Here is a 14,005-nt window from a genome sequence, read left to right on the forward strand (position 1 = left end):
AATAACCGACTTATGCCAATAGAAAGTTTTGATAACAAATTCAACAAGCAATTAACCAATAAACTGCAAGCTGAAGTTGAGCAAGTTACGCGCATCCCTTTACAAAACCAACAAGCAGCTTTGGTTAAAGTCAATGAAGTGATGGCCAGTTTACAGTTTCCGCTGGGGCAAAGGCTCAATTTTCCGCTAGGTCAATCACAATCACATTTGCTGCAACAATTGCTTGGGCCAACAACTGCTAATGCGCCAACGAATAATAGAGTTTTAGTCAACTTAGTTAATAATCAATTAACCATCACACCAACACAAACAAGCGTTGCAGAAATACCACTGTCGAATCAACACAAACAAGCTTTAGTAGAGTTAGCGTTAAATAACGAAGCAAATAGCGGTGCAGTTCAAGGGAAAATTATCCATGCGCAGGCTGACGAAAACAGTGTTAAATTTAGCTTAAACAATCAGACATATCAGCTAAGCAAAAGCCAATTTAACTTAGCGAAAAACTACACTGGGCCTGTATTGCTAAAGCTGGCGAATAACCCAGCGGGCTCAATTACGATTGAACTGCTTTCTCCCAAAAATCCGCTGGCGACCAAAAGCAACAACAAATTGGAACTCAATCAAAGCCAATTAATCAGTCAGCTCAGCCAAGGAAAACTATCACTCCCGAGCGGCGATATTGAAATCAAACAACTGCTTAAGCAAAACTTACCCAACAATAGTCAACTAAACATCAGCTTAAATAGTAAAAACGCTACGCTTGAACTTGCCTTACCTGACGGTAGAAAACTTGAACCTATTAAATTGCAGCAATTAGCAACAGAGAGTCGCAGTCGCATTGAGCAAACTTTCAAAACTCAACTAGCTGGTATTAACTTGATCAAGCCAGTAACAACTAGTGATGATGGCAATGCGAGCATAACTATAGCCGGCGTAAAAGTAGCGGTAAACTCGGCAGTTGAACAAAAAATTCCCTTTGTAAACGTCAGCATTAATAATGGTATTGCCGAACTAACACTTAGTAATGGCGAGAAAAAGCAGCTGGTATTACCGGAAAAAGCCATACTGCAAAACTTAATTACCGCATTGAGTGGTAAAGAAGGAAAATCAGCACAGCAGTTACAAGCCTTAATAAAAGCTTTACCAAAAGATCTTGCTGTATCTATTGAGAGTGCACTGCAAAAAACACAATTGCTCGACAAGGCTTCAACAAGTAATAAGTTCCATATAAGCAGTGCAAACGAGGCCTCAGCTATAAAAATAACCACAAGTGCAGCTGGGCAAATAAACTTACCACTTAATAAAGAAATGCTTAACCAACTCAAAGAATGGGGCTGGATTTCGCTGCAAAGTGAATCTGGCATAGCCAAACCACAAGCAAATAAAATTTCCGATGGTGCGCTGTTACAGCAATTGCAGGCTAATTTGAATAATGCATCGCCAAACACTAGCCTCAATGTTAGCCAACAAATAAAACAACTGCTCAGCATTCTCAATCATAAAAACAACGCTTTAGATGTGCCATTAAACCAGTTGATGCAACTGCTCAACAACCAACAAATTGACTTGCCTAGCGGATTAAAATCGGCTTTAACTAGTTTAACCACAGCTATGCAGCAGCCTGATGCAAGCCAAGTCAAACAACAAATTCTAGAGCAAGTGCAGCTGCCACAATTCAATTTAACAACGCCAATAAACACTACTAGCGCCAATGCTGGTTTGGCCAATGCACTGGTTTCAGCTTTACAGCAAATTTTTATGGCGAAAGCAAAACGCACACAAATGCCTAATCAAGCTAATCCAAATAAAACCACGGATAAAACGAGTGCAACAGCAACTGCCTCCCCTGCAGCCACAACCAATCTTCAGTCCAGTGCAAATGCAAAATTAACTCAAGCGTTAGCACAAAGTATTCGCAATATGCAGAATAATCAGCTGCATACAGCCAAATCACAAATAGATAATCAAAACCAAATCTTTGCAACTTTACCTATATTAGGCAATGAAGCTCTGCAACAGTTAGATTTAGCCATTCAAATAGATACGGATGCAGAATCAAACCGCGCTGATGCAGTTAAAATGTGGCGTTTTTCGCTTAAATTTAATATGGGTGATTTGGGTAATATGTTAGCCAAAGCTGTGTATGTAGAAGGTAAGTTGAAAATAAACCTATATACAGAAACTCAAAAATTACTAGAATTAGGTGAAAATAATATTCAACAGCTAAAAGAGAACTTGTCTAAATTGGGTATTTTATTGGAAGAATATAATTTTAATTTAGGTAAAATTCCCAGCCAGCTGTGGAATGAATCCGCGCTGTCAATGCAATATAGGTTGGTATAACTATGCCCGCAGACGAGAAAAAAGCGATAGCACTGACCTATGATGCGACCAGTACACCAAAAGTTACCGCCAAAGGTTTTGACGAGTTAGCTCAATCTATTATCGAGCAAGCACGCGAGGCTGGTGTAATGGTGCATGAAGACATTGAACTAGCAAATTATTTAGCTAAATTAGATGTAGGTAGTGAAATACCCGAAGAAGTGTATATTATTATTGCTGAGATTATTGCTTGGTCATACGTACTTAAAGGCATAATACCAGCCGACTTAGGCATACAACAAAAACGAATAAATACAAAAGCCTAACTATGAATTCAACTCAAACATACGCAATTTTTGTTGCTAGCATTGCCGCGCTCGGCGGATTTGTCTTTGGTTTTGATGCCTCAGTCATTTCGGGTGTGATTGGTTATGCCTCACAAGAATTTAATTTATCTCCTTGGCAAGAAGGTTTTGTTGTTAGCTCGCCAACCTTAGGTGCAGCCATAGCCTCTTTACTCGCCGGCCCAATTGCCGACAAAGTTGGCCGCAAAAAAGTATTAATTGTCATAGCCGCACTGTATCTCTGCTCGGCTATCGCCTCGGCAATGGCAAATTCTTATCAAAGTTTAATTATTGCGCGCATTATCGGCGGATTTGCCTTCTCATCTTTAGTGATAGCCCCTATTTATATCGCGGAAATCGCGCCAGCTCAGCTGCGCGGTAAACTAGTATCAATTAATCAACTGAATATAGTATTTGGTTTTTCTGCGGCGTATTTTGCCAATTATTACCTGTTAAATGCAGCGTCTAATGTAGAACACTGGTTACAAGCTTATCAGCTAGAGCAAAATGTTTGGCGCTTTATGTTAGCTGTAGAAATTGTGCCTGCACTTGGTTATTTCCTATTATTATTTTTAATTCCCGAAAGTCCCAGATGGCTAGTTTTAGCCAATAAAACCCAACAAGCACAAATCACCTTAAACAAGCTGTTGCCGGCTGCTGAAGCACTAGAGCAAATTAATAGTATTCGCCATTCTGTAGCACAACAATCGCTGAATTTAGCCGAAAAACTTAAGCAATTTTTTAGTCAAAAGATGCGCTTAATTATCATAATAGCTTTTACCATTGGCATTATTCAGCAAATCACTGGAGTCAACGCCATTTATTTTTACGCCCCAAGTATTTTTGAACAAAGTGGTGTAGGTAAAAATGCCGCATTTGTACAAGCAATTTGGATTGGTTTAACCAATGTAGTCTTTACCCTGATCGCTATGGTGCTGATTGACAAAATTGGCCGCAGACCATTATTTATTGCGGGTTTATGTGGTGTGATCTTAAGTATGAGTTTAAATAGCTTTGCCTTTTATCAAGCTGATTACAAACTCACACAAGCGTCGGCAATTGAACTGAGTACACAAATCGCCGAACCTAAATTAATGACTTTAGCTGAGCAAGAATTTCAATCTGATATCGCGTTTAAACAAGCACTGCATTCAGTGTTAACTGCCGAACAATTTAAGCAGTACCAAAGCGATATTTTAAAACAAGCAACGCACATTAACGCCCCACTTGTGCTATTTGCCATTTTATTTTTTGTCGCCTCGTTTGCGGTTTCACTTGGGCCTGTGATGTGGGTATTGTTATCGGAAATTTTTCCAAACCATTTGCGTGGACTGGCTATTTCTATTGTTGGTTTAACCAATAGTGCAGCAAGTTTTATCACGCAACTTATGTTTCCGTACGAACTTGCAACCTTTGGTGCACCTTTTACCTTTATTGTTTACGCTGTGTTTGCGGCGCTAGGCTTAGTCCTGATTTACAAACTACTACCAGAAACCAAAGGCAAAACACTTGAAGAATTAGAGTCGGTTCTTAAATAACCTAGTTTCGCTTAAACTTAATGAATTAAATCGACCGCGGGCACAGTTAATGGATGGAACAAGGTCAGTTTTGATTCAAAAAAAGCGTCACCAGCCGCAACTGTTAGCAGGTCATGATCTATCATCACGCTCCAGGCGAGATTTTTTTCAATTAATAAACTTAAGTTTTCAACCATATCATTGTCTATTTCGACTAGTTGTAAACTCGGGTGTTTATTTATTAACTTATGCAGCTTTTGCGCTTTTTGTTGGTCGCAATAAAACAGCCATACATGCTCGGATTTAGCTTCTGCTTTTTCAAGTCGGTCAAGGGATAGTTGGTCAACTTCAATCCAATGTTCAAATTGAACGTCGTTGCGTTTTACGAATAAATCTGGCTCATCACCTACGCAGATAGCACGGCTCATTTGTAATTGGTGATGGCGAAATATCGCCCAAGCGAGTAAACGCTGAACCAAATGCTGATGGGATTCAGCTTGATGCACAGCAATAACTTCACTACGAGTTAAGAAGTCTTGGGAATCAATATGCGAAACACTGATGTCCGCTTTGATAATAGTTGAACCATCTGCCATAAGCGCCTCCACGGACGCAATAACTACTGAGTTAAGTATTAACCAGTTATTAACAAATAGCCAATAAAAAGTAAGTTATCGACCTAACAATAGATATAACTATTAGGTCGATAATATTAGCAGCAAAATGACAAGGTTATTTTTGCTCTACTTTTGCCCAACTGTCACGCAAACCTACAGTGCGATTAAACACTAGCTGAGTGTCGCTTGAGTCTTTACTGTCTTTAACAAAATAACCTGTGCGTTCAAACTGGAAAGCTTGAGTTGCTGCAGGATCAGCTAGGCTAGCTTCTAATTGAGCACCTTTTACTACAACTAAACTTTCTGGGTTTAATACTTGAGTAAAGTCTTCTTCCGCAGCTGGATTTGGCACAGTGAATAGTCTGTCGTACAAACGCACTTCAGCAGCTTTTGCTGTTTTTGCATCCACCCAATGAATTACACCTTTTACTGAACGGCCATCTGCTGGGTTTTTACCTAAAGTTTCTGGATCGTATTGGCAATAGACAGTTTCAATTTCACCATCGGCGTTTTTATCTACACGCACAGCTTTAACTACGTATGCACCACGTAAGCGCACTTCTTTGTCTAACACTAAACGTTTGTATTTTTTGTTGGCTGACTCTCTAAAGTCTTCACGTTCTATGTAAAGTTCGCGTGAGAAAGATACTTCACGGCTACCAAACTCTGGATTTTGTGGGTGATTAGCCACATTTAGAATTTCGCTTTTATCTTCAGGGAAGTTTTCAATCACCAATTTAATCGGCTCTAATACCGCCATGGCGCGCGGTGCATTGTCGTTTAAATCTTCACGAATACAAGCTTCTAACATAGCCATTTCAACCATGTTATCCATTTTGGTTACACCAATGCGCAAACAAAATTCACGGATAGATTCAGGCGTGTAACCACGGCGTCTTAACCCTGCGATAGTTGGCATACGCGGGTCGTCCCAACCAGATACGTGATTATCAGTGACTAACGCATTTAATTTACGTTTACTCATGACAGTGTATTCAAGGTTTAAACGCGAGAATTCGTACTGATGTGGACGCGCTTCAATAGAAATATTGTCTAAAACCCAGTCGTACAAACGGCGATTATCTTGGAATTCTAATGTACATAAAGAATGGGTAATATCTTCAATCGCATCCGAAATACAATGAGTGAAATCGTACATTGGATAAATGCACCATTTATCACCAGTTTGATGGTGATGAGCAAATTTCACGCGATAGATAATTGGGTCGCGCATACACATAAATGGAGAGGCCATATCAATTTTGGCACGTAAGGCACATTCACCCTCTTTGAATTCACCCGCACGCATTTTTTCAAATAAGGCTAAGTTTTCTTCAGGGCTAGTATCTCGATATGGACTATCTTTACCTGGCTCAGTTAAGGTACCACGGTACTCGCGGGTTTGTTCACCATTTAAAAAGCACACATAAGCTTTGCCAGCTTTTATCAACTCCACAGCATAAGCATACAATTGGTCGAAATAATTCGACGAATATCTTGGTTCACCCGACCACTCAAAACCTAACCATTTAACGTCTTGTTGAATAGATTTAACGTAATCAATATTTTCTTTTTCAGGATTAGTATCGTCAAAACGCAAATTACACGTGCCTTGGTAATCTTGCGCTATGCCAAAATTTAAACAAATAGACTTAGCATGACCAATGTGTAAATAACCGTTTGGCTCAGGTGGGAAACGCGTGTGCACATAACTATGTTTACCTGAATCCAAATCTTGATCGATAATTGTTCGAATAAAATTGCTTGGGCGAGCCGGTGTGTCGACCATAAAAATACTAATCCTCTTAAAATCTAGCTACGCAAATTTTGATTAAGCCTGCTGAAAGTCAAATATTGTAACCGAAAATTGCCAACAACAATATTGTTAGTCACAGGCTAGCTGTTTTAATGTTGTAAATTATGCCACTTTATATCATAGTTATCAGCAACCCTTTGTGAAAAATTGCCACCTATTACTGTGGTGAATGGCCTGCTTAGTGTTATTTGGACAAGGAAATATTATGTTCGTAAGCATTCGTACAAAACTATTGCTGATGACGCTATCGAGCGTGATCATCTTATCTAGTGCCATTTTGTATATTTCAATTAATGAACATAAGCGTCTTTATATAGAAACTGCCGCCCAAGACTTTTCAGCACTAGCTCAAAACATATCAGAAGATTTGGTCGAATACTTCGCCACCAATAATGCAAACGACTTCACCTTAAGTACCCGACTACTGCAACTAGACAAATATCCTTATGTTAAGTTTGCCGCCATTACTGATCAATCTGGCGAATTAGTTCATAGCTACATTAATCCGAACTACTATTCAGAAAAGCTACAACAGACTATTCCATTTTTAATCAATGCCCGGCCAAATCAATACTCAGACAGCTTGTTATTGAGTACAAAAATTGGTGACGAAAGTTATAAGCTCGGGCAATTTTATTTATATATTGATTTAAAAAAGCAACTTGCACAAAGCCAGAGTGCCTTTATCGAAAAATTAATCCCACTGGTAATAGCGGCTTTAGTTTTCACGTTTTTATTTAATAATTGGCTGCAAACCACAGCGATTCGTCCATTGCTCAATTTAACTCGAGCTGTCGAGCAAGTTGAAAAAGGTCAGGACTACACAAGCGTTCAGCAGATTAAAACGCACAGTAACGATGAAATAAGACAACTCACCTTGCGAGTCAGTGACATGCTCGCAACCATAAACAAACAACAGCGCGCCAACAAGTCCTATACAGAAACACTTGTGAAGCAACAAGCAGAGCTGATCCAGTTGGCAAATTACGACCAACTGACAGGTTTGCCTAATCGCAAAATGTTTATGGATATTTTGTCGCGATACATAAAACAAGTCGACCAACAGTATCATGCTATCGCAGTCATATTACTCGACATAGATGACTTTAAAACGGTAAATGAAGCAATTGGCCACAAGAATGGTGACAAGTTACTGTTAGAAGTCACCAGCCGACTCAAAAGCTTATTAACCGAAGATCAGGTACTTGCACGCATAGGTGGTGACGAATTTGCAATTATTTTGCCTGAAGATAAAACCCAAGGAAATGCAGTTCACTTATGTGACCAAATTATTATCAAGCTCAATAAAAATGTGCATATTGATAGCTGGTCGTTGCAAGCAACTGTAAGTATGGGTATTGCACATGCTAAACCATCCTTTTATGACAGTGGTTTGTTGTTGGCAAATGCAGATGTAGCCTTGTATAAAGCCAAACAAAACGGCCGTAACAGATATATTGAGTTTGTTGATGCTATGACGGCTCAGCAAGAGCGCCGCTTACAAATTGCCGCAGCAATTAAAAGTGGTTTAGCCAATAATGAATTTTATTTGCTCTATCAACCTAAAGTAAAACCTGAAGTTGGTGTTGTTGGCATAGAAGCATTGATTCGATGGAATAGCCCAACCTTAGGCATGATTTCTCCAGATGAATTTATCAAGATTGCCGAACAAACAGGCAAAATAAACGACATTACCCGCTGGGTGATTGAAGTTGGTTTTCACCAGTTGCAAACTATTCAACAGCAATTTGACAATAGCTTAAAGGTGTCGTTTAACTTAAGTTCTATGGATATTTTTCGTCCGAACTTTGTAAACTATCTGGTTAAAGCACTGAGCAATCCAAAAATTAATACCCAGTTAATTCAATTCGAAATCACTGAATCTGCGTATATAGAAAACTTCACAATAGCGCATACTTTCATCAGCAAAATTAAGCAGCTCGGCTGTAGCATAGCCTTGGATGATTTTGGCACAGGTTATTCGTCACTCAGTTATTTAACTCAAGTCCAAGCTGATACCATTAAAATTGATCAATTTTTTGTACGTAACTTATTTAAATCAGAAAAAGATCGCAAAGTAACAGATGCAATTATTTCACTAGCGAAAAAGTTAGGCATGACAATATGTGCAGAAGGGGTCGAAACCCAACAACAATATAATTATTTAAATGCTCTAGGCGTTGACCAAATTCAAGGTTATTACTTTTCAAAACCCATAGCTATGAGCCAACTCAGCGATACCCTAACAAAAATAGATAACCAACTCTCACAGATATCTAAGAAAGCCTAACTAAGCTGAATTTTGGATAATAAAGTCGGTTCTCTGATTAATCAGAGAACCTATATATAACTTGATACTTGCTTAAATCGACATCTTGCGATGGTGCGATACCGATAGCGCCGCTGTTGTCGTCAATCAACGCAAGCATTTGGTTAAAATTATCCACTTGTGTGGGAGGTGTCCTTTTACCGGTAAACTTAACTTGCGCCCAATATGACTGTATTCGAGATTCAGTTAAGCCCATGACCCGAATATTAAACACAGCTCGCCACGGATGCCCAGGAGCTAGAATAATTGGTTGCAATATATCGCCATTTTTCTCTAAACGAGCACCTAAAAACACCTGTTTAATTTGTTGTCGCGACAATTCAAACGGCTCATTTACTTTGGTAAAAACAAAATAGTCACTTGCAAAGATAGTGGTCGGAAAAATAACGCCAATCGCAATCGCAGTCAGCTTAAATTTAAGTGTATATTTTAGAATACCCACTCAACACCTCCCAAAAGCAGAAGCGCTGAACGGTCAAAAGCGAGCTGTTGTTCAGAAGGTAGTCCGATAAAAGGTTGCCCCCAGGTATTTCTAACGTCCAGTTTCAAAGCTATTTGTGGGGCTATATCATATCTAATTCCTAGTGTTACACTCTTTGCATCTGCGTCTGGTCGGGTGGCCAAAAATTCATTGTATTGAGCTATGCCTGCGTCCAAATCGGCAATACCTGTAACTAGGTCAATTTGGTTTAGTCCTGTTAAGTAATAGGCATTTCTGTGGCTATACGTAAAGTGGATGGTATAGTCGCCTAGATACTTACCTAAGGTAAAATAATACGCTCGCAATAATGATAGTGACTCTATATCGTGGTCGACATTAATAAATTCAAACTGGAAAAAATTTTCCAACATAGCGTAATGAAGGCTAAGTTGATTAAATCTAATATCCCCATCAACAGTTAGTTTGTCAGCCACTTGACTAAAAACAGGATTAATTTGCCCAGCTAAGTTAAATCCATCAATTATCGGCGAGAGTTCATTTTCAACAATGCGATAATCACCTTCGGTCTGGGACAAACGAATGACAAAATCTAACAAACTCAAATTAATAACAAGCCCTTGGTACACATCAGATTCAGCACGATAAACCGACTGATTGACTTTAATTTTTTGATCGACCTGACCTAAAAAAGCTTGCACATTTAAAGTAAAGTTTTCACTCAGCCATTCGTATTCAGCAAGACCACCTTCAAACTGGCGAAAAAAATAAGACGAATAAACTTCATCTGGTGGTGAAACCCAATGGTATGCATAACCCACATCTAACACATCACTATAATGAAAAAATGGCGTATGCAGTTTGCCAACTTTGAACTGCCAGCTTTCATTTGGTTGATAATTTAGATACAGCCAGCCCAGCGAAGATCTATGTTGATTGGAGTGAGCAAGGAGCTGAGCTGTTGCAGAAAGAGTGTCGGTGAGTTGACTATCAAGTTGCAGTCCAAACAAGCTATGCTCAGCAATCGAGATACCTTGATGATAGTTTTCTAGCTCAGCGTCATCAGAGACCACCTTGCCAGCAATTAAACGGCCAAAGCCAGAGTATTCAACAATTGATTTTTCTGTTGCTTGAGTGGGAAAGTTCGCAAGCAACAAGGTCAACCACAAATAAACGCAAATATAGTTTTTCAAAATACCTCCATGTATCTTCACCTAGCTTGGGTATATTAACTGCATTTAATAAAGTATAGCTACAAAATCAGTAAAGGTGCCACTTGCAAATGATAACTAATTCAATATAGTAGCTGGCTAATATTAAATCAGCCTGAAAATAGTTATGCGAAACCTTTACGTATTTTTGATCATGTCCTTCTTATTCACTTTTAATGCTCAAGCAGCAAAAGTGGATACCCAAGATTCAAATTTATACCCTAGAGTTAAATTAGAAACTAGCATGGGTGATATTGTAATTGAGCTAAACCGCCGTAAAGCACCAATAACAGTTAAAAACTTTATCAGCTATGTTGTCAATGGGGAATACAACAATACGATAATTCACAGGGTTGTCCCTAATTTTGTTGTTCAAGGCGGTGGCTATGATGTTAAATTTAACGAGCGCCCAACTGGCGACAAAATTTTTAACGAAAGTGGTAATGGCTTAACAAACGACCGTATGTCAATTGCCATGGCTAGAATGAGTGACCCTCACTCAGCAATTCGCCAGTTTTATTTTAACTTACAGGATAACAAGAACCTAAACCCAGGTAGAGACTGGGGTTACGCTGTATTTGGCTACGTTGAAAGTGGCGAAGAGATTGTAGAAAAAATGGGTGCGGCTGAAACCCACTACTCGGCTGAATTTGGCGCTCCAGATGTGCCAATTCAAGCAATTGTAATAAAAGTAGCAAGTTTACTACCACAGAATTAATTGCCGACTATACTCAAAGAAGTACAAAATATTGAGCCGAGTGTTGTGAAAGTCGATCAATTTATAGAATTAAAATCTAAACAACTTGTTTTTTATGTGCGGGCATTTTTAGCCCGCCAAGTTGATTACGCTGAACTTGATTTATTTATTTGGGATACACTCGAAGAATGGGCACAAGTTACAGTAGAACAAAACGAAACTTACTCCGAAAAAGAGCGAGTGTTTTGGCACTTAATTCACCAAATAAGCTTCTGGCCTAAAGATACCCTACTGACAGATACGTTATTAATTGACGAGCTGAGCATTTGCGCGGACTTTATTAATGGCCAAGGCGGTTTTCCTATGGACTGCATTGGCGTTCGCCCATAAATTAAATATTTAAATTTTAAACACAGCTTTAGCTTTGCACACCTGATCTTGTTTGATAGGCTTAGTTAACCTATTGCACCATAACAAGTTTTGCATGACATCTAGCCAATCTATCTCAACTGCACTGAATTATTTTAAAGACCGCAGACTCATCACTATATTCTTTTTTGGCGTTGCAAGTGGCTTCCCTTGGATTTTAATTGGTTCAGCCATGAGCAGTTGGCTACAAGAAGAAGGTTTTTCCCGCAGCAGTATAGGTTTGTTTGGGCTTATCTTTGTCGCCTATAGCATTAACTTTTTATGGTCACCTTTAGTCGACAGAATAAAACTGACAGTGCTAACCAACAAATTTGGTCAGCGTCGAAGCTGGATATTATTAACCCAAAGCATTTTGATTATTTTGACCTATCAGTTAAGCCAAACATCTATGCAGCAAGATTTGTCTGCAATTGCCCTACTCGGTTTTTTAATCGCGCTGGCAGGCGCAACCCAAGATATAGCAATTGATGCCTACCGTATAGATTTACTGCAAGACAAAGACAGCAATTATATGGCCTCAGGCTCAGCTATGGCGACATCAGGTTGGTGGACTGGCTACGCTGGTATTGGCGCAATTCCATTTTATTTGGTTGACCAAGCAGGGTTGAGCTGGCAACAGGCCTATTTATTACTAGCCCTTGTCTTGCTGGTGTTAAGCATAAATACTTTGTTTGCCAAAGAGCCTGCGACAAATCGCAGTCAAATACAGCTCAGTATTCAGCAACAATATTTACATAACATAAGCCAAGTTGGTGCGAGTAAGCTGCTCTTTCCAATACTGGTTGCATGTATTATCGGCCTAATTCTTTATGCTAATTTGGGTTACCCAAACTGGCCGACAAGCTTCACTCTATTGTCCCCACTCGCTAGCATAAGTTTGATAATCAGTTTAGTGCTTGTGCTGTTAGTAGTACTGCTAGGCAAATTAAATACCTTAGCCAGTAGTAACAACACTAGTCCATTGCAAATGACTGACAATCACAAAGCGTTAAATAAAACACTCGCATGGTTATTAACCACTATGGTTGCACCCATTCAGGAATTTTTCTCGCGAAATGGATTTAAACTTGCGGTCAGTTTACTGCTATTTATTTTCCTATTTAAACTTGGTGAAGCTTATCTAGGCAGAATGTCGATAGTCTTTTACAAAGAATTGGGATTTAGCAATAGCGACATTGCCACCTACTCCAAACTGATAAATTGGGGCGTAACTATATTATTTTCTTTAATTGGCAGTGTATTCACCATTAGGTTTGGCATATTTAAAGGATTGTTTATCGGTGGTATAGCCATGTCAGCAAGTAACCTATTGTTTGCATTAATGGCTATGGTTGGCCCCAACAAGGCTCTATTTGCCTTCACAGTTATTATTGATGGATTTACCTCTGCTTGGGGCTCAGTAGCATTCGTAGCTCTACTGTCTGTATTGTGCAACAAATCTTTTAGTGCAAGCCAATATGCGCTAATGGCATCGCTGGGTACACTGGGGCGCACTATGTTAGGCTCATATTCGGGTGTTGTTGTAGACTGGTTAGATGGCAATTGGGCTATTTTCTTTGTAATAACCTCTATAATGGTTATTCCAAGTCTGCTATTTTTATATTTAATTAAAGATTCAATTAACCAAATGATTGCAGCGAATGAGCAGCAGAATGCTCAAGAAAACAAAATATAGAGTAACTTAAATGATCAGACTGTTTGCCTTATTACCACTCATTACTTTCGGCTTGTATTGGCTGTACCTGCGTAAAAACGGCTACACGGTTAAACAAGGAAAAAAAGGATTCTTGGTTATATTTTGGCTTAACTTTGTGGTGTTAGGCTTTTTTACCCTAATGTATTTTCTGACCAGAATTGAATAAAAATCCAGTTGAACAAATGAAAAAGGCCAAGGTTAAACACCTTGGCCTTTATTCTGTATCAAACATTTGCAATCTTGCTGCAAATATTGATTTATTCTTTATTTTCAACCTTTTGAACTTGCTCAACACCTGCAGCCGCAACATCACCGTTATTTGCCGTTGCGGTATTAAACATAGCCGTCACAGCCATGACTAAAACAGCTAAAGCGACAGTTGTTAAACTAATTCCACGCGATGAATTATTCATTGCCTCACACCCAAATTACACTGCTGATTTATTGTTATTTTTAGATTACAACTTTATCCACAAGCATTGTCATTTAATGCTAATGAACGTCCCTCATGTTAGCTCACTTTTTAAACGACAACAAGTATAAAAATATAAATTTTCAAGGTTTTTTCTGAATAAATTTTAGCGAGAT

Annotated in this window: 12 protein-coding genes; 7 read left to right on the forward strand and 5 right to left on the reverse strand. The window is 38.9% G+C overall.

All coding sequences use genetic code 11. The features are described 5' to 3' along the window. Window positions 1-12 precede the first annotated feature (12 nt). The 3 genes from fliK to ACMZOO_RS02170 are packed head-to-tail and all read left to right on the forward strand — an operon-like array spanning window position 13 to window position 4,204. Complete coding sequence (fliK, locus tag ACMZOO_RS02160) at window positions 13-2,343, forward strand: flagellar hook-length control protein FliK (RefSeq protein WP_440905160.1); 2,331 nt, start codon at window positions 13-15, stop codon at window positions 2,341-2,343. Window positions 2,344-2,345: 2 nt separating this feature from the next. Further along, a complete protein-coding gene (locus tag ACMZOO_RS02165) occupies window positions 2,346-2,648 on the forward strand; it encodes an EscU/YscU/HrcU family type III secretion system export apparatus switch protein (protein WP_440905162.1) in 303 nt (100 codons plus the stop codon). A 2-nt stretch (window positions 2,649-2,650) separates the two neighbouring features. Continuing rightward, a complete protein-coding gene (locus ACMZOO_RS02170) occupies window positions 2,651-4,204 on the forward strand; it encodes a sugar porter family MFS transporter (protein WP_440905164.1) in 1,554 nt (517 codons plus the stop codon). A 17-nt stretch (window positions 4,205-4,221) separates the two neighbouring features. Here the strand turns inward: ACMZOO_RS02170 and ACMZOO_RS02175 are convergent, their stop codons facing one another. Next, window positions 4,222-4,779, reverse strand: a complete 558-nt coding sequence (locus ACMZOO_RS02175) for a YaeQ family protein (protein ID WP_440905166.1) — start codon at window positions 4,777-4,779, stop codon at window positions 4,222-4,224. A 136-nt stretch (window positions 4,780-4,915) separates the two neighbouring features. Beyond that, window positions 4,916-6,589 (reverse strand): glutamine--tRNA ligase, encoded by a 1,674-nt coding sequence (glnS, locus tag ACMZOO_RS02180; RefSeq protein WP_440905168.1) that lies wholly within the window; start codon window positions 6,587-6,589, stop codon window positions 4,916-4,918. 232 nt (window positions 6,590-6,821) lie between these two features. Here glnS and ACMZOO_RS02185 point away from each other — a divergent pair, with 232 nt between their 5' ends. Continuing rightward, window positions 6,822-8,906 (forward strand): EAL domain-containing protein, encoded by a 2,085-nt coding sequence (locus ACMZOO_RS02185; protein WP_440905170.1) that lies wholly within the window; start codon window positions 6,822-6,824, stop codon window positions 8,904-8,906. A gap of 37 nt (window positions 8,907-8,943) precedes the next feature. Here ACMZOO_RS02185 and ACMZOO_RS02190 read toward each other — a convergent pair whose 3' ends face one another. Together ACMZOO_RS02190 and ACMZOO_RS02195 are read right to left on the reverse strand one after the other, a co-directional pair. Then, a complete protein-coding gene (locus ACMZOO_RS02190; RefSeq protein WP_440905172.1) occupies window positions 8,944-9,387 on the reverse strand; it encodes a hypothetical protein in 444 nt (147 codons plus the stop codon). Beyond that, window positions 9,375-10,577, reverse strand: a complete 1,203-nt coding sequence (locus tag ACMZOO_RS02195; protein WP_440905174.1) for a hypothetical protein — start codon at window positions 10,575-10,577, stop codon at window positions 9,375-9,377. Before ACMZOO_RS02195 ends, ACMZOO_RS02190 begins: the two co-directional genes overlap by 13 nt. Window positions 10,578-10,722: 145 nt before the next feature. Here ACMZOO_RS02195 and ACMZOO_RS02200 point away from each other — a divergent pair, with 145 nt between their 5' ends. The 3 genes from ACMZOO_RS02200 to ACMZOO_RS02210 all read left to right on the forward strand — a co-directional run bounded on the left by ACMZOO_RS02200 (window position 10,723) and on the right by ACMZOO_RS02210 (window position 13,396). Next, window positions 10,723-11,313, forward strand: a complete 591-nt coding sequence (locus ACMZOO_RS02200) for a peptidylprolyl isomerase (protein ID WP_440905176.1) — start codon at window positions 10,723-10,725, stop codon at window positions 11,311-11,313. After that, window positions 11,314-11,682 carry a hypothetical protein gene (locus ACMZOO_RS02205; RefSeq protein WP_440905178.1) on the forward strand — a complete coding sequence of 123 codons (369 nt, stop codon included), beginning with the start codon at window positions 11,314-11,316 and terminating at the stop codon, window positions 11,680-11,682. Between the two features lie 94 nt (window positions 11,683-11,776). Continuing rightward, window positions 11,777-13,396: an AmpG family muropeptide MFS transporter gene (locus tag ACMZOO_RS02210; protein WP_440905180.1), complete on the forward strand. Its 1,620-nt coding sequence runs from the start codon at window positions 11,777-11,779 to the stop codon at window positions 13,394-13,396. 278 nt (window positions 13,397-13,674) lie between these two features. Here the strand turns inward: ACMZOO_RS02210 and ACMZOO_RS02215 are convergent, their stop codons facing one another. Next, window positions 13,675-13,830: a hypothetical protein gene (locus ACMZOO_RS02215; RefSeq protein ID WP_157447190.1), complete on the reverse strand. Its 156-nt coding sequence runs from the start codon at window positions 13,828-13,830 to the stop codon at window positions 13,675-13,677. Between the last annotated feature and the right edge of the window lie 175 nt (window positions 13,831-14,005).

This window comes from Catenovulum sp. SX2, assembly GCF_052056295.1.
In the GTDB taxonomy this organism is placed as follows: Bacteria; Pseudomonadota; Gammaproteobacteria; order Enterobacterales; family Alteromonadaceae; genus Catenovulum.

Coding starts and splice junctions, on each gene's coding strand:
- fliK (WP_440905160.1), top strand. CDS start 13: ATGCCAATAGAAAGTTTTGATAACAAATTCAACAAGCAATTAACCAAT.
- ACMZOO_RS02165 (WP_440905162.1), top strand. CDS start 2,346: ATGCCCGCAGACGAGAAAAAAGCGATAGCACTGACCTATGATGCGACC.
- ACMZOO_RS02170 (WP_440905164.1), top strand. CDS start 2,651: ATGAATTCAACTCAAACATACGCAATTTTTGTTGCTAGCATTGCCGCG.
- ACMZOO_RS02175 (WP_440905166.1), bottom strand. CDS start 4,779: ATGGCAGATGGTTCAACTATTATCAAAGCGGACATCAGTGTTTCGCAT.
- glnS (WP_440905168.1), bottom strand. CDS start 6,589: ATGGTCGACACACCGGCTCGCCCAAGCAATTTTATTCGAACAATTATC.
- ACMZOO_RS02185 (WP_440905170.1), top strand. CDS start 6,822: ATGTTCGTAAGCATTCGTACAAAACTATTGCTGATGACGCTATCGAGC.
- ACMZOO_RS02200 (WP_440905176.1), top strand. CDS start 10,723: ATGCGAAACCTTTACGTATTTTTGATCATGTCCTTCTTATTCACTTTT.
- ACMZOO_RS02210 (WP_440905180.1), top strand. CDS start 11,777: ATGACATCTAGCCAATCTATCTCAACTGCACTGAATTATTTTAAAGAC.
- ACMZOO_RS02215 (WP_157447190.1), bottom strand. CDS start 13,830: ATGAATAATTCATCGCGTGGAATTAGTTTAACAACTGTCGCTTTAGCT.